The following is a 21044-nucleotide window of genomic DNA, read 5'->3' as shown; positions in this document are numbered from 1 at the left end:
CTCGATCGGCGCGGCGCGCTGCAGCGAAGTCCGTTGTGGCGGTGGCCTGGTTGTCGTTGCTCGCATTTTTTTCCAGCGGCGGCGCGGCGTTCGCGCAGAAACCGCGGGTGCTCGACGATTTCGAATCGGCCAAGCCGTGGACCGTGGTGACCTCCAACCAGGTCACCGCGAGCCTGCGCCCGGTCGACAGCAGCAAGGGGCGCGCGCTGTGCCTGGACTACGATTTCAACGGCGTGTCCGGTTACGCCGGATTGCAGCGCGAATTGCCGCTGGACTATCCGGACAATTACCAGTTCGCGTTCCAGATGCGCGGCGATTCGCCGGCCAACGATCTGCAGTTCAAGCTGGTCGACGCCAGCGGCGACAACGTGTGGTGGGTGAACCGGCCCAAGTACGAGTATCCGAAGCAATGGACGCCGGTGGTCTACAAGCAGCGGCATATCAGCCGCGCCTGGGGGCCGGCGCCCGATCCGGCGCTGCGCAAGAGCGCCAAGCTCGAATTCACCGTCTACAACAGTGCCGGCGGCAAGGGCTCGGTCTGCTTCGATCAATTGACGTTTCAACCGCTGGCCAAGGACGACGGCTCGCCGTTGACCGGAACCGTCGTCGCCACCACGACCGCGCAGGGCAGCCGCGCCGACTATGCGATCGACGGCGATCCGGCCACGGCCTGGCGCGCGGGTTTCGAAACCGATCCGGAGCCGGCGTTGACGCTCGACCTCGGCCGCGTGCGCGAGTTCGGCGGCGTGGTGCTGCGATGGGCCGACGACGAGTTCGCCTCCGACTACCGCATCGATCTGTCCGATGACGGCAAGCGGTGGCGCGAAAACGCGGGCCATGTCGATCACGGCGACGGCGGCACCGATCTGATCGCCTTGCCTGAAGCGCAAGCGCGCTATCTGCGCGTGGTGCCGATCCGCGGCCTCGGTCTGGGTTTCGGCCTGGCCGAGTTGAGCGTGCAGCCGCTGGCGTTCGCGGCCACGCCCAACGATTTCGTCAAGGAACTGGCCAAGCGCGCGCCGCGCGGCGACTACCCGCGCGGTTTCAGCGGCGAGCAGCCGTACTGGACCATCGTCGGCACCGACGGCGGCCTGCAACAGGGACTGATCGGCGAGGACGGTGCGATCGAGGTTTACAAGGCCGGCTTCAGCGTCGAGCCGTTGCTGCTGCTTGAAGACGCGTCCAGACGCGAACTCAAGACCTGGGCCGACGTGGCGATCACCCAGAGTCTGCAGGACGGCTATCTGCCGATCCCGAGCGTGCATTGGGATGCCGGCGATCTGAAGCTGACCGTCACCGCGTTCTCGCCCGAATTCGAAGGGCAGGAGCAGATCGTCGCGCGCTATCGCGTGCGCAACACCGGCAAGCAGGCGCGCGCGCTGACCTTGGCCTTGGCGGTGCGGCCGTTCCAGGTCAATCCGCCGACCCAGTTCCTGAGCACCACCGGCGGGGTCAGCAGTATTCGTCGGTTGCGCATCGATGTCGCCGACCAAACTCGCGACGGCGTCGGCAATGGCCTGGCCACCGTCAACGGCAATCCCGGCGTGCAATCGCTGACGCCGGTGGCGGGTGCGTTGGTGTCGGGCTTGCAAAGCGGGGAAGTGGTCGGTCGTCTGCGTTCGGGGCGGGTCGCGGACGCCAAGAGCGAGGTGGTCGATCCCGATGGCCTGGCGTCCGGCGCGATGTTGTATCCGATGCGTCTGGCCGCGGGCGAAAGCCGCGAGGTGTTCATCTATCTGCCGCAGGATCCGGGCGCGTCGTTGCCCAGCCTGGATCCCGCCGACGCGATCAAGTGGCAGGCCGCGACCGCGCGCATGTGGCGCGACAAACTCGACCGGGTGAAGCTGCGGGTGCCGGCGGCCGGACAGCACGTGGTCGACACCTTGCGCACCGGGCTGGCGCATATGCTGATCAGCCGCGAAGGCCCGCGTCTGCAGCCGGGTACGCGCTCGTATGCGCGTGCGTGGATCCGCGACGGCGCGATGATCGGCGAGGGCCTGTTGCGCATGGGCCGCGAAGACGTGGCCGAGGATTTCCTGCGCTGGTACGCGCCGTATCAGTTCGAAAACGGCAAGGTGCCGTGTTGCGTCGACGACCGCGGCAGCGATCCGGTGCCGGAGAACGACAGCCACGGCGAACTGATCTTCACCGTCGCCGAGGTCTATCGCTACACCCGCGATCGCGAACTGCTCAAGGCGATGTGGCCGCACGTGCAGGGCGCGGTGCGCTACATGGACGAGCTGCGATCGAGCGAGCGCACCGATGCCAACCGCGCCTTGAATCCGGCCTTCTACGGCATGATGCCGGCCTCGATCAGTCACGAGGGCTATTCGGCCAAGCCGATGCATTCGTACTGGGACAATTTCTGGGCGCTGCGCGGTTACAAGGACGCGGTCGAGATCGCGAAGTGGTTGGGTGAGGACGAGGCGGCCGAGGCCTACACCGCGTCGCGCGATCAGTTCCGCGACGATCTATACCGTTCGATCCAATCGGCAACGCAGCAACACCGCATCGACTACATTCCCGGCGCGGCCGAACTCGGCGATTTCGACGCGACCTCGACCACGATCGCGCTCGCGCCCGGCGGCGAGCAGGGCTTGTTGCCGCCCACCTTGTTGAACAACACCTTCGAGCGCTACTGGAAAGAGTTCGTCGATCGCCGCGACGGCCGCCGCGAGTGGAAGGACTACACGCCGTACGAACTGCGCACGATCGGCAGTTTCGTCCGCCTGGGCTGGCGCGATCGCGCGCACGAGGCGCTGGATTTCTTCTTCAAGGATCAGCAACCGCGCGGCTGGAACCAATGGGCCGAGGTGGTGTCGCGCACGCCGCGCAAACCGTTCTTCGTCGGCGATCTGCCGCATGCCTGGGTCGAGTCGGACTATGTGCGCTCGGCGCTGGACATGTTCGCCTACACCCGCGACGTCGATCAGGCGCTGGTGATCGCGGCCGGCGTGCCGGCGGCGTGGCTGGACGGCGAGGGCGTGTCGGTCGAAAAGTTGCGCACGCCGTATGGCGAACTGGGCTATCGATTCAAGCGCGACGGCAAGCGCGTGTCGCTGGAGTTGTCGCCCGGTCTGCAAGTTCCGCCGGGCGGGGTGATGGTGAAGTGGCCGTTCGATCGCGCCCCGGGCAAGACCCGGGTCGATGGGCGCGAACGTGCGTGGATGGACGGCGAGTTGAAGATCGAACAGGTGCCGGCGCGGGTGGTGGTGGAGATGGAGTAGGGCGGTGCGCCGCAGTGGGCGGCCCTCACCCCAACCCCTCTCCCGCAAGCGGGAGAGGGGCTAAGGCGGATCGACAAGCCGAGGTAGTTGCTCTGGGCAGAACGCACAGCCCGATCGAATCACTCGCACCAATGCACATCCAGGCCGACGTCGCCCTGCATGCCGATCAGTACCGGCCAGCGCTGTACCTCGCCGCTGGCGATGGCTTGACGGAACACCTCGCGCTTGGCCTTGCCCTGAATCAGCAGGAACCGCGATTGCGCATACGCCAAGCCAGCGGGCGTCAGGCTGATGCGTTTGCTCCATTGCCTGGCGCCGGCCGCGGTGGTGGCGTCGATGGCGACATACGGCTGTTTCGACGCCAGTACCCGATCCAGGCCCGGCAGGCCGGGAAACAGCGATGCGGTGTGGCCGTCCTCGCCCATGCCCAGCACCGCCGCGCTGGCGCTCTGGCGTGCGTGCGCATTGGCGAAGGCGACGGCTTCCTCGAGGCTGCGGCCGGGCGCGGTCAGCGCTTCGAAGCGCGCGGCGGCGGCGTTGTGGCGCAGCAGGTACTGGCGGACCAGCCAGGCGTTGCTGTCGCGATCGTCGGGCAGCAGCCAGCGTTCGTCGACCAGGGCGATATCGACCCGCGCCCAGTCCAGCGGCGCGCGCGACAGGGCGCGGTAGACCGGCGCCGGAGTGGTGCCGCCCGACAGCAGCAGGCGCACGCGCGAACGCCGCGCCAGATCGCGCCGCAGTTCGGCCGCGATGGCCACCGCGCTGGCCCAGACCCAGGTGTCGACGCTGCGATGCTCATGCCAGCGATACGGCGCGGCCTGAGGCAGGGCGGGATCGTGCGGGACGGGGGCGGAGTCGTCGAGCATCCGTCCATCGTCGCACGGGCTTGTTTAAGGCCATGTCGTGGCGCGGCCGGGTGGTCGCGGCCTGCGTCACATCACGATCTGGAATCCGCGCCCACTACCTGCGGGAGCGGCGCAAGCCGCGACCGCGCCGCGCCGATAACGGCGAAGCGCGGCAGCGCCGCTCAACCCGCGCTGACCTCGCTCGCAGGCGCCGCCATCGGCGCGTGCCGCGCCGCCAGCGCCGCCGCGCCGAGCAGGCCCGGCTGCGCATGGGTCACCGCCAGGGTCGGCACCCGCGCCATGGTCGGCGAGAACCGGCCCTTGTGTTCGAAACGCTGGCGGAAGCCCGAATGCGCCAGCCACGGCATCAGCTTGGGCACCAGGCCGCCGGGCAGGAACACGCCGTCCCAGGCGCCGAGGGTCAGCACGAGGTCGCCCGCGGCTGCGCCGAATACCGCGCAGAACACGTCGATCGCGCGCAGGCAACGCACGTCGCCCTCGCGCGCCATCGCGGTGATGTCCTGCGGCTGCAGCGGGCCGGGGTCTTCGCCGGCGATCTGGCTCAGCGCGCGATGCAGGTTGACCAGGCCGCTGCCGCTGAGCAGACGCTCGTTGGAGACCCGGCCGAATTCGCCCGACAGGCGTTGCAGCACTTCGATTTCTTCCGGCGTGCCCGGGGCGAAGCTGACGTGGCCGCCCTCGGTCTGCAGCGGGTAATAGCGGCCGTCGCGGCGCAGCAGCGCGCCCACGCCCAGGCCGGTGCCGGCGCCGATGATCGCGTAGGTGCGGTCGCCGTCGCCGCTCCAGCCGTTCCAGCGCACGCCGCCGATCGGCACCACGTCGGAGGGTTGCAGCAGCGACACCGCCATCGCCTGCGCGGCGAAGTCGTTGACCAAACGCAGCTGGGTGAGCCCCAGAGCGATTCGGGTGCGTTCGGCCGAGATCACCCACGGGTGATTGGTGATTCGCGCCTCGTCGCCATCGACGCGCCCGGCCACCGCGAACACGGCATCGGTCGGGCTGGCGCCGATGCGGTCGAGGTAATGGCGCGCGGCGTCGGCCAGCGACGGGAAGTCGGCGACCGAGAAAACCTGCACGCTGTCGGGCAACAGCGCCGGCACGGCCGGATCGGACGAGGCGAGGGCGAAGCGGGCGTTGGTCCCGCCGATGTCGGCCAGCAACGCGCCGCTCATGCCGAACCTCCGCCGGACTTGTAGCCATTGGTCGGCGGCAGGAAGCGTTCGGCCTCGGCCGGGCCCCAGGAGCCGGCCGGGTAGTCCAGCGCGGGTTGCTCGGTCTGGCTCCAGGCGCCTTCGATGCTGTCGATCCATTGCCACGCCGCTTCGACTTCGTCGTCGCGCACGAACAGGGTCTGGTTGCCGCGCAGCGCGTCGACCAGCAGGCGCTCGTAGGCGATGCGCCGCTGCGGCGAGCCCGACATCGACAGATCCAGCGACATCGGCTTGAGCTCCATCGCGCCCCATTCGGGCGCGGCGAGGCTGCCCATCAGGCCCAGCTCGATGGTTTCGTCGGGTTGCAGGCGCATGCGCAGGCGGTTGGGGCGTTCGCGGCCGCGGCGCGGGCGTTCGAACAGCCAGTGCGAGGTCGGACGGAACGAGACCACCACCTCGGTCGCGCGTTCGGCCAGGCGCTTGCCGGTGACCAGCCTGAAAGGAACACCGGCCCAGCGCCAGTTGTCGATATAGGTTTCCACCGCGACGAAGGTCTCGACCGTGGATTCGTGCACGAAACCCTTGACCGCGCGGCCCTCGACCACGCCGGCGCCGTAGCGGCCGCGCACGGTGCGGGCGGCGACGTCGTCGCGGCTCATCGGCCGCAGCGCGCGCAGCACCTTGCGCTTCTCGTCGCGGATGCTGTCGGCGTCGAGCACCGATGGCGGCTCCATCGCGATCAGCGCGAGCAATTGCAGCATGTGGTTCTGGACCATGTCGCGCAGCGCGCCGTAGCCGGCGTAATAGCCTTCGCGGCCGTCGACGCCGGCGGTTTCGGCGACCAGGATGTCGACCGATTCGATCCAGCGGTGTTCCCACACCGCTTCGAGCAAGGTGTTGCCCAGGCGCAGCGCGAGCAGGTTCTGCACCGCCGCCTTGCCCAGGTAATGGTCGATGCGGAAGATCCGCGATTCGTCCAGGCAGGCGCGCAGCGCGGCGTTGATCTCGCGCGCCGAGGCCAGATCGCGGCCGATCGGTTTTTCCAGCACCAGGCGCGATTCGCCCTCCAGCAGGCCGGCGGCCTTGAGGCCGTTGGCGCAATGCACGAACAGGTCCGGCGGCGTGGCCAGGTAGCTCACGCTCGGGCGGTCGGCGTATTTCGACAGCGCCGCGGCGATCGAGGTCTCGTCGCGCAGATCGACCGAGACGTAGGCAATCTTGGACAGCAGGTCTTCCACCAGCGCCGGATCGTCGGCGACCTCGCCGGCCATGTGCTCGCGCAGCCAGGCGCGGAACTCGTCGTCGGACAGCTCCTGGCGGCCGACCGCGACGATGCGGAACCCGGCCGGCAGCAGCCGATCGCGCCACAGATGGACCAGCGACGGAAACAGATAGCGCTGGGAGAGATCGCCGGTGGCGCCGAACAGCAGCAGGGTGTCGTGCATGGAACCGCGAGCTCTGAAAGTGGGGGAAACAGCGATCGGGCGCGGCAACTGCGTTCGATCGTGCGCCGGGAAGGGCTCCCGGCTCGGGCCCCAAGCATATCGCCGCTCGGGGTCGGGGCGAGTATTCGTTGTTATGGATGTCGGTTGGTGCGGGGTTTGGGGGTGTCGGGGGTATCGGTCTTGGTGGGTTTGAGGTGCTGCTGGGCTCAGGGAGCGGAGTGGGGCGGCGACGTGCCGTGGAGCGGGTGGTTGACGTTATCGCGGCGAGGCCATCAGGGCTTCAGCCGCGAACCATCACTCCGTCATTCCCGCGAACGCGGGCTCCGCTTTACTTCGGCGGAGCCGAATATCCAGTGTCTTTGTCGCGACCTGCACGAAAGTCGATGGATCCCCGCGTTCGCGGGGATGACGTTCCTTAGGGATGCGATGTCGAATGTCGGATTCGCCGTGTCCCGGGTTCCGGATACTGACTTCCGACTCTCGAATTCCAATCTCGAATCCCAAATCCCAAATCCCAAATCTCAAATCCCGCCTCAAGGCAACGGCTCTTCCAGGAACTTGCCATTGCTGGCAATCACCTTCGAATACCAGCGCGCACTGTCCTTCGGCGTACGGTCCTGAGTGGCGTAGTTCACGTGCACCACGCCGAAGCGCTTGGAGTAGCCCAGCGACCATTCCAGGTTGTCCAGCAGCGACCACACCATGTAGCCGCGGATGTCGCAGCCGGCCTGGATCGCGTCGTGGATCGCGCCGATGTGCTTTTGCAGGTAGTCCATGCGCAGCGGATCGCGCACCCGGCGTTGGCCGGTCGAATCGGGCTCGGCCACCGGCGGATCGAAGAACGCCGCGCCGTTTTCGGTGATGTACATCGGGATGTCGCCGTAACGGTCCTTGACCCAGGTCAGGGTGTCGGTCAGGCCCTGCGGGAACACTTCCCAGCCGGTTTCGGTGTAGGTGCCCGACGGCTGCCGCACCACGCCGGTGTTGAGCGGGTAGCTGACCGCGTCCTTGGTGACGCTGCGGGTGTAGTAGTTGACGCCGATGAAGTCGAGCTTCTGCTTGATCAGGTCGAAATCGGCCTGCGGCCATTCCGGCCAGGCTTCGCCGAAGATCTCGCGCAGTTCCGGCGGATAGGTGCCGAGCAGGGCGGGATCGAGGTATTGCTCGTTCATGTAGGCGTGCGCGCGCTTGACCGCGGCGGCGTCCTCGGCCGAATCGGTGGCGGCGTATTTGGGCTCGATGTTCACCACCAGACCGATCTCGTGCTTGCCTTCGGCGCGATACGCCTGCACCGCCGCGCCGTGCGCGCGCATCAGGTTGTGCGAGGCGATCGGCGCTTCGAAGCGGCTGCGATGGCCCGGCGCGAGCGCGCCGTGCAGATAGCCGCCGTCGGTGATCACCCACGGCTCATTGAGCGTGACCCACTTCTTGACCCGGCCGTCGAGCTCGCGGTACATGACCTGGCCGTACTCGGCGAACCAGTCGGCGCAGTCGCGGTTGAGCCAGCCGCCGCGATCGTCGAGCGCGGCCGGCATGTCCCAGTGGTACAAGGTCAGCAGCGGTTCGATGCCGTTGGCCAGCAGTTCGTCGACCAGGCGCGAGTAGAAATCCAGGCCGGCCTGGTTCACCCGGCCGGTGCCCTCGGGCAGGATGCGCGACCACGAGACGCTGAAGCGATACGCCTGCAGGCCCAGCTCCTTCATCAATTTGACGTCTTCTTTCCAGCGTCGATAGTGGTCGCAGGCCACATCGCCGGTATCGCCGTTGAGGGTCATGCCGGGGGTGTGGGCGAAGCGGGTCCAGATGCTGGGACCGGCGCCGTCGGCCATCGGCGAGCCTTCGATCTGGTGCGCGGCGGTGGCGGCGCCCCACAGAAAGCCGTTCGGGAAGGTGCGGTCGGCGGCATTGCGTGAATCGGTCATTCGTCGTGGCCTCCGGAGCCAATCGAATTGGAAGCGGGCGTGCATGAAAACGGTTACATGGCAGAATAGCCCAGGGCGGGCACAAATGCATCGCCTCGATCGCATTGTCGGGAGAATTCATGGCGAAGGTCACTCTGCAGCAGCTGCGCAAGGTCTATCCGAACGGTTACGTCGGCGTCGCCGACGCCAGTTTCGAGGTCGACGACGGCGAGTTGCTGGTGCTGGTCGGCCCGTCGGGCTGCGGCAAATCCACCTTGCTGCGCATGGTTGCGGGGCTGGAGTCGATCAGTTCGGGCGAGTTGCGCATCGGCGACCGGGTGGTCAACGACATGCCGCCGAAGGATCGCGACATCGCCATGGTGTTCCAAAGCTATGCGCTGTATCCGCACATGACCGTGGCCGAGAACCTCGGCTTCGGCCTGAAACTGCGCGGCGCGAGCAAGGTCGAGATCGCCGAGCGGGTCAAGGCGGCGGCGGCGACGCTCGAGCTGGAATCGCTGCTGGACCGCAAGCCGGCCGCGTTGTCGGGCGGGCAGCGCCAGCGCGTCGCGCTGGGGCGCGCCTTGGTGCGCAAGCCGCAGGTGTTTCTGCTGGATGAGCCGCTGTCCAACCTCGACGCCAAGCTGCGCATGACCATGCGGGTCGAGATCGCGCGCCTGCACCGGCAGCTCGAGACCACGATGATCTACGTCACCCACGATCAGGTCGAAGCGATGACCCTGGGCCATCGGATCGTGGTGATGAAGGACGGCAAGATCCAGCAGATCGACACGCCGATGGCCTTGTACAACCGGCCGGTCAATCTGTTCGTGGCGACCTTCCTCGGCAGCCCGAAGATGAACACCCTGTGGGGCCAGGTGGTCGAACGCGATAACGCCTTGTACCTGCGCATCGCCGACGGCGTCGAACTGCGCCTGCGGCCGGAAGGCGAGTTGCTGGAGAAAGTCCGCGCTTATCTTGGCCGCGAGCTGATGATCGGCCTGCGCCCGGAAGACATGCATCCGGCCGAGGCCGGCCCGGACACCTTGCCGGCCAAAGTCGAGGTGGTCGAACCGGTCGGCAACGAAGCGTTCTTGAACCTGGGCTGCGGCGGCTGCGACCTGGTGGTGCGCCTGCCGCCGTTCCACTTGCCGAAGGTCGGCGACACCGTGCATCTGGCGTATTCGGCGGAACGGATGCATTTCTTTGATCGGGAGAGCGAGTTGCGGTTGTAGGGAACTGTTGCCGGAGCAGTGAAGTTCGGGTTCGCCGCGTCACTCTCAGTCGTCATTCCCACGAAGGCGGGCTCTGCTTTACCTCGGCGAAGCCGAACATCCAGGGCTTTTCGAGTGAGAACGCCTGAAGTCGATGCGCTCTGCTTTCACGCAGGCAACGCGACAAGCGAAAGATTGAAACGGGAACGTTTGCGACTTCGTACTCTTTCGCACGAAAGTCCCTGGATTCCCGCGTTCGCGGGAATGACGGGCTGGGAGTGGCGCGGGATTGAAGGCTGATTACTCAACTCACTCAAATAGCCAGGTCTTATCAGAACGTCATTCCCGCGAACGCGGGAATCCAGCGACTTTCGCGCGATAACGGCGATCAATTGCGCCAGCACCAATAAGTCTGTGACCGTCTCGCCCCGGCAAAGCGCGGCGATCAGTTCGTCCGTGTTTCCCAGGCCAGCACGCCCCGACAGCGCCATCAGACGCAGTTCCTGCTGGAAGCGTCTCGCCCCCGAAACGGTGCGATCGGTCGCAGATCCGCAGATGGCGAAGGACGCGCCTGTTTGCCGACTCGGCCCGCTGCCGGTCGCCACACGACCGGGCCAGGACCGCTCGATAGCCGCGCCGCCACCAGCGCAAACCCGGCACGCGAATACGCACAAACCTCTCAGCGCCAAGTGACAGACCGGCACATCAGTTGAGTCTTGTCGCCGATTGCGTGCAAACTCCGGTCTCGTGTTCCGGCACATCGCAGCGCAGTACGGAAGGGGAACTATCCGTACAGTGGGTTCGCCCACCCGCCGATGCTAGTGTGCCGGAGCCAGCGAAGGGACCCAGATGGACAGTCAATCCGTGACCGGCCGCCGTCGCCGTCATGCCGTGCCGCGTTGCGAACCGCATCGCCGGCAGGCGCATGCCCGCCGCGCGCGCGCACTGGCCGCGATGCTTGCCCTATTTGCCGCAACAGGATGTCAAACCGCCATGTCTACGTCCGCCGCCTCCAGCCCGTCCGCCGCCGCGCAAGCCGGCGCGGGCACCTCGGCCGAATGGCCGCTGCGTTTCGAGCGCCACCGCTTCGGCGCCTACTGCTTCGATACCTACGGCTGCCGCATCGTCTATCACGGCTTTCCGCACGGTAAGCCCGACGAAAGCAAACTCAGCGCCTCGACCGCGTCGTTCGGCGCCGATTACCGCAGCCTGATGAAGGCCGGCCACATCGATATCGTCAACTTCCCGCCGCCGGCAGAGGTCAGCTGGCGTTCGAAGGACCAAAGCGAGCACAGCGCGCGCATCGACATCGGCGAGATCTTCAAGGACCGGCTGGTGCGGCACGAGGTCGCGCGCGAGGACATCGCGCCGGGCGTGAGCATCAACGATCCGGAAATCATCCTGGAAGTCGACGACCGCACCATCAACGTCTACATGCGCAGCTTCATTCCGTTGAAGGCGCCGCGCGATCCGGGCAATCCCAACAGCGATTACCGTGCCGACCTGATCCAGGTTTTCAGCCAGACCTACTGAGCCGCAGCCCCGAGCCGCAGCACCCGGCAGTACCACAACCGCAGCGCTAAGGAGAGTTTGCGATGGGCGGCGAAAAGAATCCGGACGGCGTCAAGACCTATCCCGCCGACCAGCACGACCTCGACAGCTACGTGCAGGCCAGCGGCCAGTTGTCGCAGCTGCGCGCGCCGCTGTTGCTCGATTCCAGCGATCCGCATGCGCGCCTGTTCGTTGCCGCCTTCGATGGCACCGGCAACAGCATGTACAAGGACGACCCCAAGAACCACACCAATGTGGCCGGGGTCGTGCAGCAACTCGAAGCCGGCATGCACCGCAATATCGGCTACGGCTACGTGGAAGGCCCGGGCACTCAGGACGGCTGGCTCAAGAGCACCCGCGACCAGATGAGCGGGCGCACCTTCGAGCCGCGCGTGGAGCAGATGTACCGGCAGTTCACCGAGCAGTCCAAGCAGTGGCTCGATCAGGACCCGAAGGCGCAGATCAACGTGGCCGGGATCGGTTTCAGCCGCGGCGCCGAACAGGAGGCCGCGTTCGCGCGGCTGGTCCACGAGCGTGGCATCCAGGACCCGAGCGGCGCGACCTACAGCAAGGACAAGGACGGCAACATCACCGGCGTGGAGTTCAGCAAGCCGCCGCTGGTGGCGCCGGGGCAGGTGCCGCAGGCGGTCGGTCTGTTCGACCCGGTCGGCACCGGCGAGCCGCGCAATCACGACCGGCGCCTGCCGCCGTCGGTGATGTCGGCGTTCCAGATCACCGCCGAGGACGAACGCCGCGACCTGTTCAAGTCGACCAGCATCCTGCGCGAGGGCTTCAGCGAGGACAAACGCTTCCTCAACGTCACCGTCGGCGGCGCGCACAGCAACATCGGCGGCAGCTACGAGCTCAACGGCCTGTCGATCCGAAGCGGCAATCTGATGACCGATTACCTCAACGGGCTCAGCGATAAACCGTTTCTGGACAAGCGCGCCGAGCCGCAGGACCCGACACTCAACGTCGTGCATCGGTCCGACAAGCACCAGTTCTTCTACACCACCCGCGATTTCCGCGACGGCCAGCGCGACCACACCGATATCGTCGCGAGCAAGCAGCAGGTCAAGGATCACTCGGTGCCCGATCCGACCCGCAAGGAGCCGATCGACGAGCGCATGGACGGCCGCTTCGAGCGCCGGCCGGTGCCGATCGGCGACACCCCGGGCAAGCAGGCGACGCCGCAAGCGGCCGCGCAGGAAGGCAGCGACATCGACCGCACCTTCGCCCGCCTGACCGAAGCGGCGCGCAATCGCGACGACGGTGCGTTCCGCGCCGCGGCGCAGGACCATGCGCGTTCCGACGCCGGCCAGGCCTGGCTGCAGAACGGACGCGAGCAATACCAGCAGATGAAGGCCGAGCAGGCGCAGGCGGCGCCGCAGCAACCGACCCAGCCGCCGCCGACGCAACAACAGCCGCCGCCGCAGCAAGAACCGCCCAGCGCGCATCCGCGCGCGCCGGGCCTGTAACCCTGACGGAGAACGAAGTGCAGGACGCGCAAGACCTGAAACGATTGGCCGCCGATCTGGCGGTGTTCGCCCAGCACATGCAGGAACAAAGCGAACGCGCGGTCCAGCATGTGGACCGCAGCGCCGACGAACTGCATCGCACCGCCCAGGGCATGGGCGCCGACGCGCAGGAACTGACCCACCAGCTGATCAACGCGGTGCAGAACCAGACCCGCGAGGCGATCGGCCGCGGCGTCGATCAGACCTTCGGTCCGATCGGCACGCAACTGCGCGAAAGCGCCGAACTCGCCGAGCGCGCGGCCAAGGCGCTCGAGGACCAGCACATCGGCCTGCTGCGCTCGCAGCAGGGGCTGATCTACAAGGGCGTGGCGGCCTTGCTGGTCGGCTCGATCCTGGCGGTTGGCAGCAGCTGGTACTTCATGCGCAAGTCGATGCGCGAGATCGAGCGCGCCCAGTTCGCCAAGGACATCCTGCACGCGACCCAGTCGGGCGCCTTGACCCGCTGCGGCGAAGCGCTGTGTGCGCGCGCCGGAAAGACTTACGGGGCCAAGGGCGAGTACGTGCTGCTCGAGCCGGCGGGGGCGGAGTAATCCCGCGTGTCCGATCGCCACGCGACCGCGCCGCATTCGATCGTCGCGCCGCTGCAATGCGAGACGCCACCGATGTACACCGTAGTCGTCACCGGCGGCTCGGGCTTCATCGCCAGTCATTGCATCGTCCAGTTGTTGCAGGCCGGCCATCGCGTACGCGCGAGCGTGCGCAGCCTCGAGCGCGAAGGCGCGGTGCGGGCGATGTTGCGGCGGGCCGGGGTCGATCCGGACGAGCGCCTGTCGTTCGTCGTCGCCGATCTCGAACACGACGCCGGCTGGGCGCAGGCCATGGCCGATTGCGACTACGTGCTGCACGTGGCCTCGCCGTTTCCGCCCGGATTGCCCAGACACGAAGACGATCTGATCGTGCCTGCGCGCGACGGCGCCCTGCGGGTGTTGCGCGCCGCGCGCGACGCCGGGGTCAAGCGGGTGGTGCTGACCTCGTCGTTCGCGGCGATCGGTTACGGCCATCCCGGGCGCACCGAGCCTTTCGATGAGAGCGTGTGGTCGGACCTGAGCGGAGAGGTGGCCGCGTATCCGAAATCCAAGACCCTGGCCGAACGCGCGGCCTGGGACTTCATCGAACGCGAGGGCGGGGCGCTGGAATTGGCGGTGGTCAATCCGGTCGCCGTGTTCGGCCTGGTGCTGGGGCCGGACTATTCGACCTCGATCGGCCTGATCCAGCGCATGCTCGACGGCGGCTTGCCCGGCTGCCCGCAACTGCATTTCGGCGCGGTCGACGTGCGCGACGTCGCCGACCTGCACCTGCGCGCGATGACCGATCCGGCCGCGAACGGCGAACGTTTCCTGGCCGTCGCCGGCGACTTCATGTCGGTGCTGCAGATGGCCCAGACCCTGCGCAACCACCTCGGCGCCGCCGCGGCGAAGGTGCCCAAACGCGAGGTGCCGAACTGGATGGTGCGCCTGGCCGCGCTGCGCGATCCGGCGGTGCGGCAGGTGATCCCGGACCTGGGCAAGCGCAAGAACGCGAGCAGCGCCAAGGCCCACCGCGTGCTGGATTGGGTGCCGCGACCGCGCGAGGACGCGTTGATCGCGACCGCGCAAAGCCTGATCGCGTTGAAGCAAAACGCCTGACCCGCGTTAGACGAGGTGCAGCCCGGCGCTCCCTGTAGGAGCGGCGCAAGCCGCGACCGCGCACCCACGCCAGCCGGCGAGACCTGCATCGATCCCGTCACCGCACGTCGTGGTTTGGCCGATCCATCCGCATGTGAAGTCATGCGCGATTGCCGGTGTCCGCCGCGATCGGCCGCTGCGCGGTCGCGGCTCGCGCCGCTCCTACATAAGAGCGATCAAAGAAACTCCGCGCGAATCCGATCCAGGTCGAACGGCGTAATGCCCTCGCTCATCGAAAACACCGTATCGGCCTGTTCGGGCGTATCCACGAGCTCGCCGCGTGCCCGCGCATGCAGTTCGAACAAGGTCCGCAGGTCCGGCGTCGCCAGCGCGGTCATCGCGCGCAGGATCAGCGAGATGCCGGACAGATGGTTGGCGGCGTTGTTCCAGCGCGGGAAACCGCCCAGGCCGATATCGGTCCACACGATCCGGTCGGTTTCCAGATCGAGCACGAACGGCAGGCAGCTTTGCTGGTTCGAGGCCAGGTCCAGGCGGTCTTCGACCGTGCGCGCTTCGAACGGTTCGCCCGAGTTCGCATCGCTGCGCGCCATCCAGCCGGCGAAGCATTCGGGCAGGTCGCAATACGGCTGATTGGTGAAGCTGTGGATGCTGACCACGACGAAGCGCAGGCCGAGCTCGCGCAAGCGCGCCAGGTCCAGATCGATGAACTCGGCCGCGCCGCGCGGCGCATCGACGATGTCGCCGCTGTGATGGCCGCCGTAACCCTTGAGGTTGTAGTAGGCGACGACATCGCGGAACACGAAGTCGCGATCGAAGAACGCCGCCGACAGATCGATGTCGGTGCGCTCGCGGCCGTTGGTCCACCACAGGAACAGGCGGATGAAGCGGGTGTCGGGCAGTGGCAGGCGGCTGCCGCGCACCAGCGTGCGCAGCGCGCGCGAGGCCGAGCGCTGGACCAGCGGCACGCGCATGTCGGCCAGGGCCGGGTCGACGTAGCAGCGGCCCAGTGGCGCGCGCTGAGCGAAGCGGGCGAGCAGGGCGCCGCGGCAGAGTGCGATGACGTCGTTGAGCACGGTCGGGTCGATCGGCGCGCGTCGATCGTGCAGCGTCCACGCGCGCGCCGCGTCGCCCTTCGGAAAGAAGGTGCGCAACGACGATTCACCGCGATGTTCGAACTGGCTCAAGGCCTGCAGCAGCACCGGTGTGGACACTCGTTCGGCAACAGATCGGAAGTGATCGAGCACGGCCCGCGCCGGCGCGTCGCCGCGCAGCAGATGATCGAGCCGGCGCGCGAGTTCGCCCGGACGCGCGAGCAATCGTTGCGCGACCGCATCGGTGCGGCCTTGCTCCAGTTCGCGTTCGACCGCGCTGTTGAAGCTCTCGAACGGCAGGTCCTCGCGCAGCACCTGGAACGCGCGCCAGGTGTTCGGGCAGCGTTCGCGGTAATCGCCCGGATGCAGCACTTCGCCCAGGCGCTTCCAGCGTTCGCGCCAACGGCGCATGTCCTCGGTCGGATCGCCGCAGGCTTCCAGCCCGTCCAGCAGCAGCCGGCGATGCGCGCGCTTCATCGCCTTGAACCGGGTCGGTTCGGCCAGCGAGACGTCGCCGTCGTTCAAGGCCACGGCCAGGCGCAGCAGGTCGGTCGCGGTCTTGAATCGGGTGGCGACGAACGCATTGGCGGCCGCGCCCGGCGCGTAGCGCAGCAGGCCGGCGCCAATCAGCGCGAGGTTCTCCTTGAACGGAATTTGTTCGGGCAACAGGCGCAGCACCTGGGCCTGGTACTGCTTGATGAACCACAGCAGATCGGTCTTGTCCTGCGCCGACAGCGAGGTGGGCGCGGCGGCCAGCCGGGTGCAGATGGCTTCGAAATCCTCCGTCGTGCCCAGGTCGATCTCGCGCGGCTCGCGGCCATGCAGCAGCGGCGTGGTTTGCGACGGTTGCTGCAGGTGCAGGCGACGATGGGTGAGGTAGTGGTAGACCGCGCGCAGGTACAACTCGGCTTCGGCCAGCGCCAGCGAGCCCTTCGGAAAATCCGGAAACAAGGGCCTGTGCTTGCGGTGCGCGCCGGTCATCGGCGCCAGATGCTTGCGCAGTTCGCGCAGCACCCGGGTGAGTTGCTCGATCGACAGCGTGCTCAGGCGCTCGACTGCTGCCTCGGATAAGACGTAGCCGAGCGCTTCGGTTTCCTTCTGCACCATCGCCACCTCGGCCGTGCTGACGCCGCCGTCGCCGGGCTTGACGTACAGCTTGCCGCGTCGCCGCAGGTAGATTCCATTCATTCGCCGTGCCTCCGCGAGGTCCTCAATGAAAAGCCCGCCGGGAGGCGGGCTGTGTGGGAAGCGGGCACCCTAGTTTCAAGTAGAAGGAAGGACGCCCATAGCCACGAGGTCGAGCATAGCCCAGCCCTGGGAGAAACAGAATGCCGATGATCGGTCGCGAACGGCGCGCCCGCTCAGGCGGCCGCGATCGCGCGTTCGGCGCGCGCGGACTGGCGCTTGAGCATCGCGATCGCCAGCAGCAACAGCGCCATCGGCAGCAGCGACAGATAGAACGCGGTGCCGCCGCCGATGCGCGCGAACAACTGGCCGGTGATGAACGAACCGGTAGTGCCGCCGAGCGCGGAAAACACCACGATCAGGCCGGTCATCGCCGCATGCCGCGACTTGGGCAGCGAGCTGAGCACGACCGAGTTGATCGCCGGATAGATTGGCGCCATGAACAGGCCGATCAGCGGGAACACATACGCCGCCAGCGGCGCGCGCGCCCAGGTCATGTCGTCGCTCGGCCGTGCCTGACCGGCCAATGGCAGGGCCACGATCACCAGCAACGCCATCGCCACCACGCAGGTGATTAACAGCCAGTGCCACGGCACGCGCCGCAGCGCGAGGCCGGCGGCGAGCCGGCCCAGCGCGAGCGACACCGCGAAGATGCTCGCCGCCTGCACGCTCATGGTCGTGGGCAGGTGCAGGATTTCGCGATTGAAGGTCGGCAGCCACGTGCCGACGCTCTGTTCGATCAGCACGTACAGGAACGCCGAGACCAGGAACGCGGCGACCAGCGGCTGGGCGACCAGGCGGAACATGTCGAGAAACGAATCGGCGGCGGCATGGCCGTCGCGCGCGGCCGATTCGTCCATGCGCGAACACGCGAGCAGCACGACGATCAACGCGGCCATCGCCGCGAGCAGCCAGTACACGCGCAGCCAGACCGGGTCGGCCGGCGAATCGGGGTTGATGAACCAGGCGAAGATCCAGTAGCCGGCGAGCACGCCGACCATGAACCAGCCTTCGATGATGCTGGTCAGGCTGGCATGCGCCTGCTTGCCTTCGGTCAGCAGGCCGATCGAGGAATACACCGAGACCTTGGTCAGGGCGAACGACACGCCGGTGGCGATGAACAAGACCTTGGTCATCCAGAACGAGGACAGCAGCGGCATCAGCGCGCAGGCGACGCCGACGATGCCCAGGCCCAGCATCATCGCGCGGCGATAGCCCAGCCGCGGCATCAGCGCGGCGGTGAGGAAGGACACCACCGCGATCGGCAGGTCCTTGAAGGCCTCCAGGATGCTGGCGTCGCCCTTGCTGATGCCGAAGCCCTGGATCGACTGCAGGATCACCGTGCCCACGCTGTTGAGCAGGATCCCGAACATCATGTAGGTCAGGATCATCGCCACGATCATCAGGCGGCGGTTGGCGGCGGTGGCGGTGGCGGTCATGCGGGCTCCGGCGAATCATCTACCGCGTATTGAATCCTTCTCCCGCGTGCGGGAGAAGGTGCCCCGACGGGGCGGATGAGGGCGCGTGGCGATGATCTTGCCCTCACCCCAACCCCTCTCCCGCAAAGCGGGAGAGGGGCTTTGAACGCATCCAGAGTGTGAATCCTTCTCCCGCGTGCGGGAGAAGGTGCCCCGAAGGGGCGGATGAGGGCGCGTGGCGATCTTGCCCTCACCCCAACCCCTCTCCCGCTTCGCAAGAGAGGGGCTTTGAACGTATCGAGAGTGAATCCTTCTCCCGCGCGCGGGAGAAGGTGCCCCGACGGGGCGGATGAGGGCGCGTGGCGATGATCTTGCCCTCACCCCAACCCCTCTCCCGCAAAGCGGGAGAGGGGCTTTGAGCACGTCGACTCAGCGCGCGATCACCACTTATACGCCGCCGAGAACAGATACGAACGCCCCGCGATCGGCCGGCCCATGAACACGCCGCCGGTCGCCGCGCCGGGCACGCGCACGTTGCCTTCGGTCAGGCCCAGCTCGTTGGTCACGTTGCTGCCGCTGAGCGCGAACTCCCAGTTGTCGCCGACATGCATGTTCGCGCCGACATCCAAAGTTTCGTACGACGGCAGCTTCTGGGTGTTGGCCAGATCGGCGAAACGATCGCCGATGCGCGAGTAGGTCGCGAAGATCTTCAGATCGCCGAACGGCAGGGTCCAGAAATAGCTCGGAGTGAAGCGGAACTGCTGCTTGGGCTGGCGCATGACTTGATTGCCGGTGAACTCGCGGTAGTTCTCGTACTTCGCATCCAGCCACACGCCGGTCAGGGCCAGTTCCAGCCCGCCGACCGGCCGCACCGCGCCTTCGACCTCGATCCCGTAGGCACGCGAATCGCCGGCGGTGGTGAAGTTGGTGCCGTCGTCGAGGAAGGCCTGGAACGGCGAGTTGGTGAAGCTGTTGTAGAACGCGGTCAGGTACAAGTCGTAGACCGAGTTGCCGGACTTGAAGCCCAGTTCGTACTGGTCGATTTCCTGCACTTTGTTGTTGCCGTCGCGCAACGCATCGAAGGTCGGCAGCTTGTAGCCCGAGTTGGCGCGCGCGAACACGCTGGAGCTGTCGTTGAGCTTGTAGTTCAGGCCCAGGGTCCAGGAGAAATGCTTGTCGTCCTGGTCGATGCGGCGGCTGCCCGGCAGCGAGATCGAGGTGGCGTTGTCGTACAGCGTGTTCGGATTGCCGTCCAGGTCGACCGTGGCGGTGTCGTGGACGGTGCCGTCGACCTGCTGCCACTCGTAGCGGATGCCGCCGTCCAGGCGCAGGCGGTCGTTGATCTGCCATTCGTCGGCGAGGAACACCGCGGTGTTCTGGCCGTCGTAGTCGCCGCGCAACGAGAAGAACGAGGTGCCGGTGAAGCCGTCGCGGGTGACCTGGCGGCCGTCGGCCAGGGTCAGATTGATCCGGCGCGCGTTGTTCTGCGCGGTCAGCAGCATGTTGTTGCCCAGGTACCAAGTGTCCTTGGACGAATACTTGGCGAAGTACACGCCGGCGGTCAGGGTGTTGCCTTCGAACAGATCCTTGCTGAAACGCAGGTCGTTGGTGAACGATTCGATTTCCTTGTCGACCACCCAGAACCCGGCGGTCAATACCTGCTGATTCGGATCGACCGCGCCGCCGCCGTTGACGTAGGTCGCGGTGCCGGCGCTGCCGTAGCCGGCGATGAACGATCCCAGCGTCTGCGGGCTGGCGCCGGTGAACAGGCCGTTGGTCGGCGCGCTGCCGCTGACGAAGTTGACCCGGTCGCTGATGGTCCAGTCGCCGGCGTAGAAATCCATCGACGCGCCGAACACGTCGAGGTTGATGCCGCGGCCGTCGGCGAGATCGCGGCTGATGGTCTGGCCGTTCGGTCCGGTCGGAATGGTGACGTGGCGGAAATCGTTGCCGAGCAGGGTGCCGGTCTGCGCGTCCAGGCCGGGAAAGCTCGACAGGCTGCCGCCGTTATTGCGCGAAAGCAGCGGGATCGGAGTGAAGAACGCGTTCTTGTCGTCGGTGTGGCGCGCGTACACGGTGATTTCGCCCTTGTCCCAGCTGTGGGTCAGGGTGGCGCTGAGCTGGCCGCCCTTGTCGGCCGGGAACTGGGTGTCGCGCACGCCGTCGGTGCTGCGGTAGAAACCGCCGACGCTGTAGTACCAGCCTTCGCCGAGCTTGCCGCTGTTGAACAGGTCGACCCGGCGCAGATTGTCGCTGCCCACGCCCACACGCACGCTGCCGGCGGGGTCTTCGCCGCCTTTCTTCTGGATGAAGTTGACCGTCGCGCCGGGCTGGCCGTTGGAGAAGATCGGGCTCGGGCCGCCGCGCAGCACTTCCATGCGGTCGATGGTGTCGTCCATGCGGAACAGCGTGGAGTTTTCCAGGAACGACAGGGTCGGCGGCGGGAACAGCGGCGCGCCGTCCATCTGCACGGTCACGAACGGCGCGTCGCCTTCCGAGGGCATGCCGCGCACGAAGATGTTGGCGCCGGTGCTGCCGCCGGCCGATTCGGCCCAGATGCCGGGCACGACCTTGAGCGCGTCGGCGGTGCTCAAGGGCACGGCTTCCTGGATCTGCTCGAGCGATGCGGTGGTGATCGAGAAGCTCGCGTCGCGCTTGCGCAGGCCCTTGAAGCGCGCGGTGCCGCTGACCACGACCGCGTCGAGAGTGGTCGCCGACGTTTCGGCCGGCGCGGCGTCCTGCGGCGCGGCGGCGGCCGCGTCCTGGGCCAGTGCGTGGCCTGGCGCGAGCGCGGCGGCGATCGCCGCGGACAGCGCGTAACGCATCAGACGG

13 protein-coding genes are annotated in these 21044 nt (G+C 67.1%); 6 read left to right on the top strand and 7 right to left on the bottom strand.

Features of this window, described 5'->3' with window-relative positions; all coding sequences use genetic code 11:
- Positions 1-41: 41 nt before the first annotated feature.
- The gene (locus tag IEQ11_RS13440) at positions 42-3227 is read left to right on the top strand and encodes a discoidin domain-containing protein (RefSeq protein WP_247024543.1); all 3186 of its coding nucleotides are present in this window, start codon (positions 42-44) and stop codon (positions 3225-3227) included.
- Between the two features lie 119 nt (positions 3228-3346).
- On the opposite strand, the gene pgl is transcribed toward IEQ11_RS13440, so the two are convergent.
- The 4 genes from pgl to IEQ11_RS13420 form a co-directional block, all read right to left on the bottom strand.
- Positions 3347-4093 (bottom strand): 6-phosphogluconolactonase, encoded by a 747-nt coding sequence (gene pgl, locus IEQ11_RS13435; RefSeq protein ID WP_191822975.1) that lies wholly within the window; start codon positions 4091-4093, stop codon positions 3347-3349.
- A 161-nt stretch (positions 4094-4254) separates the two neighbouring features.
- Positions 4255-5265: a glucokinase gene (glk, locus tag IEQ11_RS13430; protein ID WP_191822976.1), complete on the bottom strand. Its 1011-nt coding sequence runs from the start codon at positions 5263-5265 to the stop codon at positions 4255-4257.
- Complete coding sequence (gene zwf, locus IEQ11_RS13425; RefSeq protein WP_191822977.1) at positions 5262-6689, bottom strand: glucose-6-phosphate dehydrogenase; 1428 nt, start codon at positions 6687-6689, stop codon at positions 5262-5264. The genes glk and zwf overlap by 4 nt, the downstream gene beginning before the upstream one ends.
- Before the next feature lie 533 nt (positions 6690-7222).
- Positions 7223-8611: a GH1 family beta-glucosidase gene (locus IEQ11_RS13420; RefSeq protein ID WP_191822978.1), complete on the bottom strand. Its 1389-nt coding sequence runs from the start codon at positions 8609-8611 to the stop codon at positions 7223-7225.
- Positions 8612-8730: 119 nt separating this feature from the next.
- Here IEQ11_RS13420 and IEQ11_RS13415 point away from each other — a divergent pair, with 119 nt between their 5' ends.
- From IEQ11_RS13415 to IEQ11_RS13395, 5 genes are all read left to right on the top strand, one after another.
- On the top strand, positions 8731-9825 hold the full coding sequence (locus IEQ11_RS13415; protein ID WP_191822979.1) for an ABC transporter ATP-binding protein: 1095 nt from the start codon (positions 8731-8733) through the stop codon (positions 9823-9825).
- Positions 9826-10797: 972 nt separating this feature from the next.
- Positions 10798-11337 (top strand): hypothetical protein, encoded by a 540-nt coding sequence (locus tag IEQ11_RS13410; protein WP_191822980.1) that lies wholly within the window; start codon positions 10798-10800, stop codon positions 11335-11337.
- 62 nt (positions 11338-11399) lie between these two features.
- Positions 11400-12833: a phospholipase effector Tle1 domain-containing protein gene (locus IEQ11_RS13405; protein ID WP_052756248.1), complete on the top strand. Its 1434-nt coding sequence runs from the start codon at positions 11400-11402 to the stop codon at positions 12831-12833.
- Between the two features lie 17 nt (positions 12834-12850).
- The gene (locus tag IEQ11_RS13400) at positions 12851-13423 is read left to right on the top strand and encodes a hypothetical protein (RefSeq protein ID WP_036113004.1); all 573 of its coding nucleotides are present in this window, start codon (positions 12851-12853) and stop codon (positions 13421-13423) included.
- A gap of 6 nt (positions 13424-13429) precedes the next feature.
- Complete coding sequence (locus IEQ11_RS13395) at positions 13430-14518, top strand: SDR family oxidoreductase (RefSeq protein ID WP_247024541.1); 1089 nt, start codon at positions 13430-13432, stop codon at positions 14516-14518.
- 215 nt (positions 14519-14733) lie between these two features.
- Here IEQ11_RS13395 and IEQ11_RS13390 read toward each other — a convergent pair whose 3' ends face one another.
- The 3 genes from IEQ11_RS13390 to IEQ11_RS13380 form a co-directional block, all read right to left on the bottom strand.
- Positions 14734-16797 (bottom strand): TerD family protein, encoded by a 2064-nt coding sequence (locus tag IEQ11_RS13390; RefSeq protein ID WP_191822981.1) that lies wholly within the window; start codon positions 16795-16797, stop codon positions 14734-14736.
- A gap of 173 nt (positions 16798-16970) precedes the next feature.
- Complete coding sequence (locus tag IEQ11_RS13385) at positions 16971-18233, bottom strand: MFS transporter (RefSeq protein ID WP_228464900.1); 1263 nt, start codon at positions 18231-18233, stop codon at positions 16971-16973.
- A gap of 419 nt (positions 18234-18652) precedes the next feature.
- The gene (locus IEQ11_RS13380) at positions 18653-21037 is read right to left on the bottom strand and encodes a TonB-dependent receptor (RefSeq protein ID WP_191822987.1); all 2385 of its coding nucleotides are present in this window, start codon (positions 21035-21037) and stop codon (positions 18653-18655) included.
- Between the last annotated feature and the right edge of the window lie 7 nt (positions 21038-21044).

It is taken from the genome of Lysobacter capsici (genome assembly GCF_014779555.2).
Taxonomy (GTDB): domain Bacteria; phylum Pseudomonadota; class Gammaproteobacteria; order Xanthomonadales; family Xanthomonadaceae; genus Lysobacter; species Lysobacter capsici.
The sequence above is the reverse complement of the archived record's forward strand: the minus strand, read 5'-3'. Positions and strand labels throughout refer to the sequence as shown.

Excerpts from the sequence above, each read along its gene's own strand:
- pgl (WP_191822975.1), bottom strand. The coding sequence starts at position 4,093 with ATGCTCGACGACTCCGCCCCCGTCCCGCACGATCCCGCCCTGCCTCAG.
- glk (WP_191822976.1), bottom strand. The coding sequence starts at position 5,265 with ATGAGCGGCGCGTTGCTGGCCGACATCGGCGGGACCAACGCCCGCTTC.
- zwf (WP_191822977.1), bottom strand. The coding sequence starts at position 6,689 with ATGCACGACACCCTGCTGCTGTTCGGCGCCACCGGCGATCTCTCCCAG.
- IEQ11_RS13420 (WP_191822978.1), bottom strand. The coding sequence starts at position 8,611 with ATGACCGATTCACGCAATGCCGCCGACCGCACCTTCCCGAACGGCTTT.
- IEQ11_RS13415 (WP_191822979.1), top strand. The coding sequence starts at position 8,731 with ATGGCGAAGGTCACTCTGCAGCAGCTGCGCAAGGTCTATCCGAACGGT.
- IEQ11_RS13410 (WP_191822980.1), top strand. The coding sequence starts at position 10,798 with ATGTCTACGTCCGCCGCCTCCAGCCCGTCCGCCGCCGCGCAAGCCGGC.
- IEQ11_RS13405 (WP_052756248.1), top strand. The coding sequence starts at position 11,400 with ATGGGCGGCGAAAAGAATCCGGACGGCGTCAAGACCTATCCCGCCGAC.
- IEQ11_RS13390 (WP_191822981.1), bottom strand. The coding sequence starts at position 16,797 with ATGAATGGAATCTACCTGCGGCGACGCGGCAAGCTGTACGTCAAGCCC.
- IEQ11_RS13385 (WP_228464900.1), bottom strand. The coding sequence starts at position 18,233 with ATGACCGCCACCGCCACCGCCGCCAACCGCCGCCTGATGATCGTGGCG.
- IEQ11_RS13380 (WP_191822987.1), bottom strand. The coding sequence starts at position 21,037 with ATGCGTTACGCGCTGTCCGCGGCGATCGCCGCCGCGCTCGCGCCAGGC.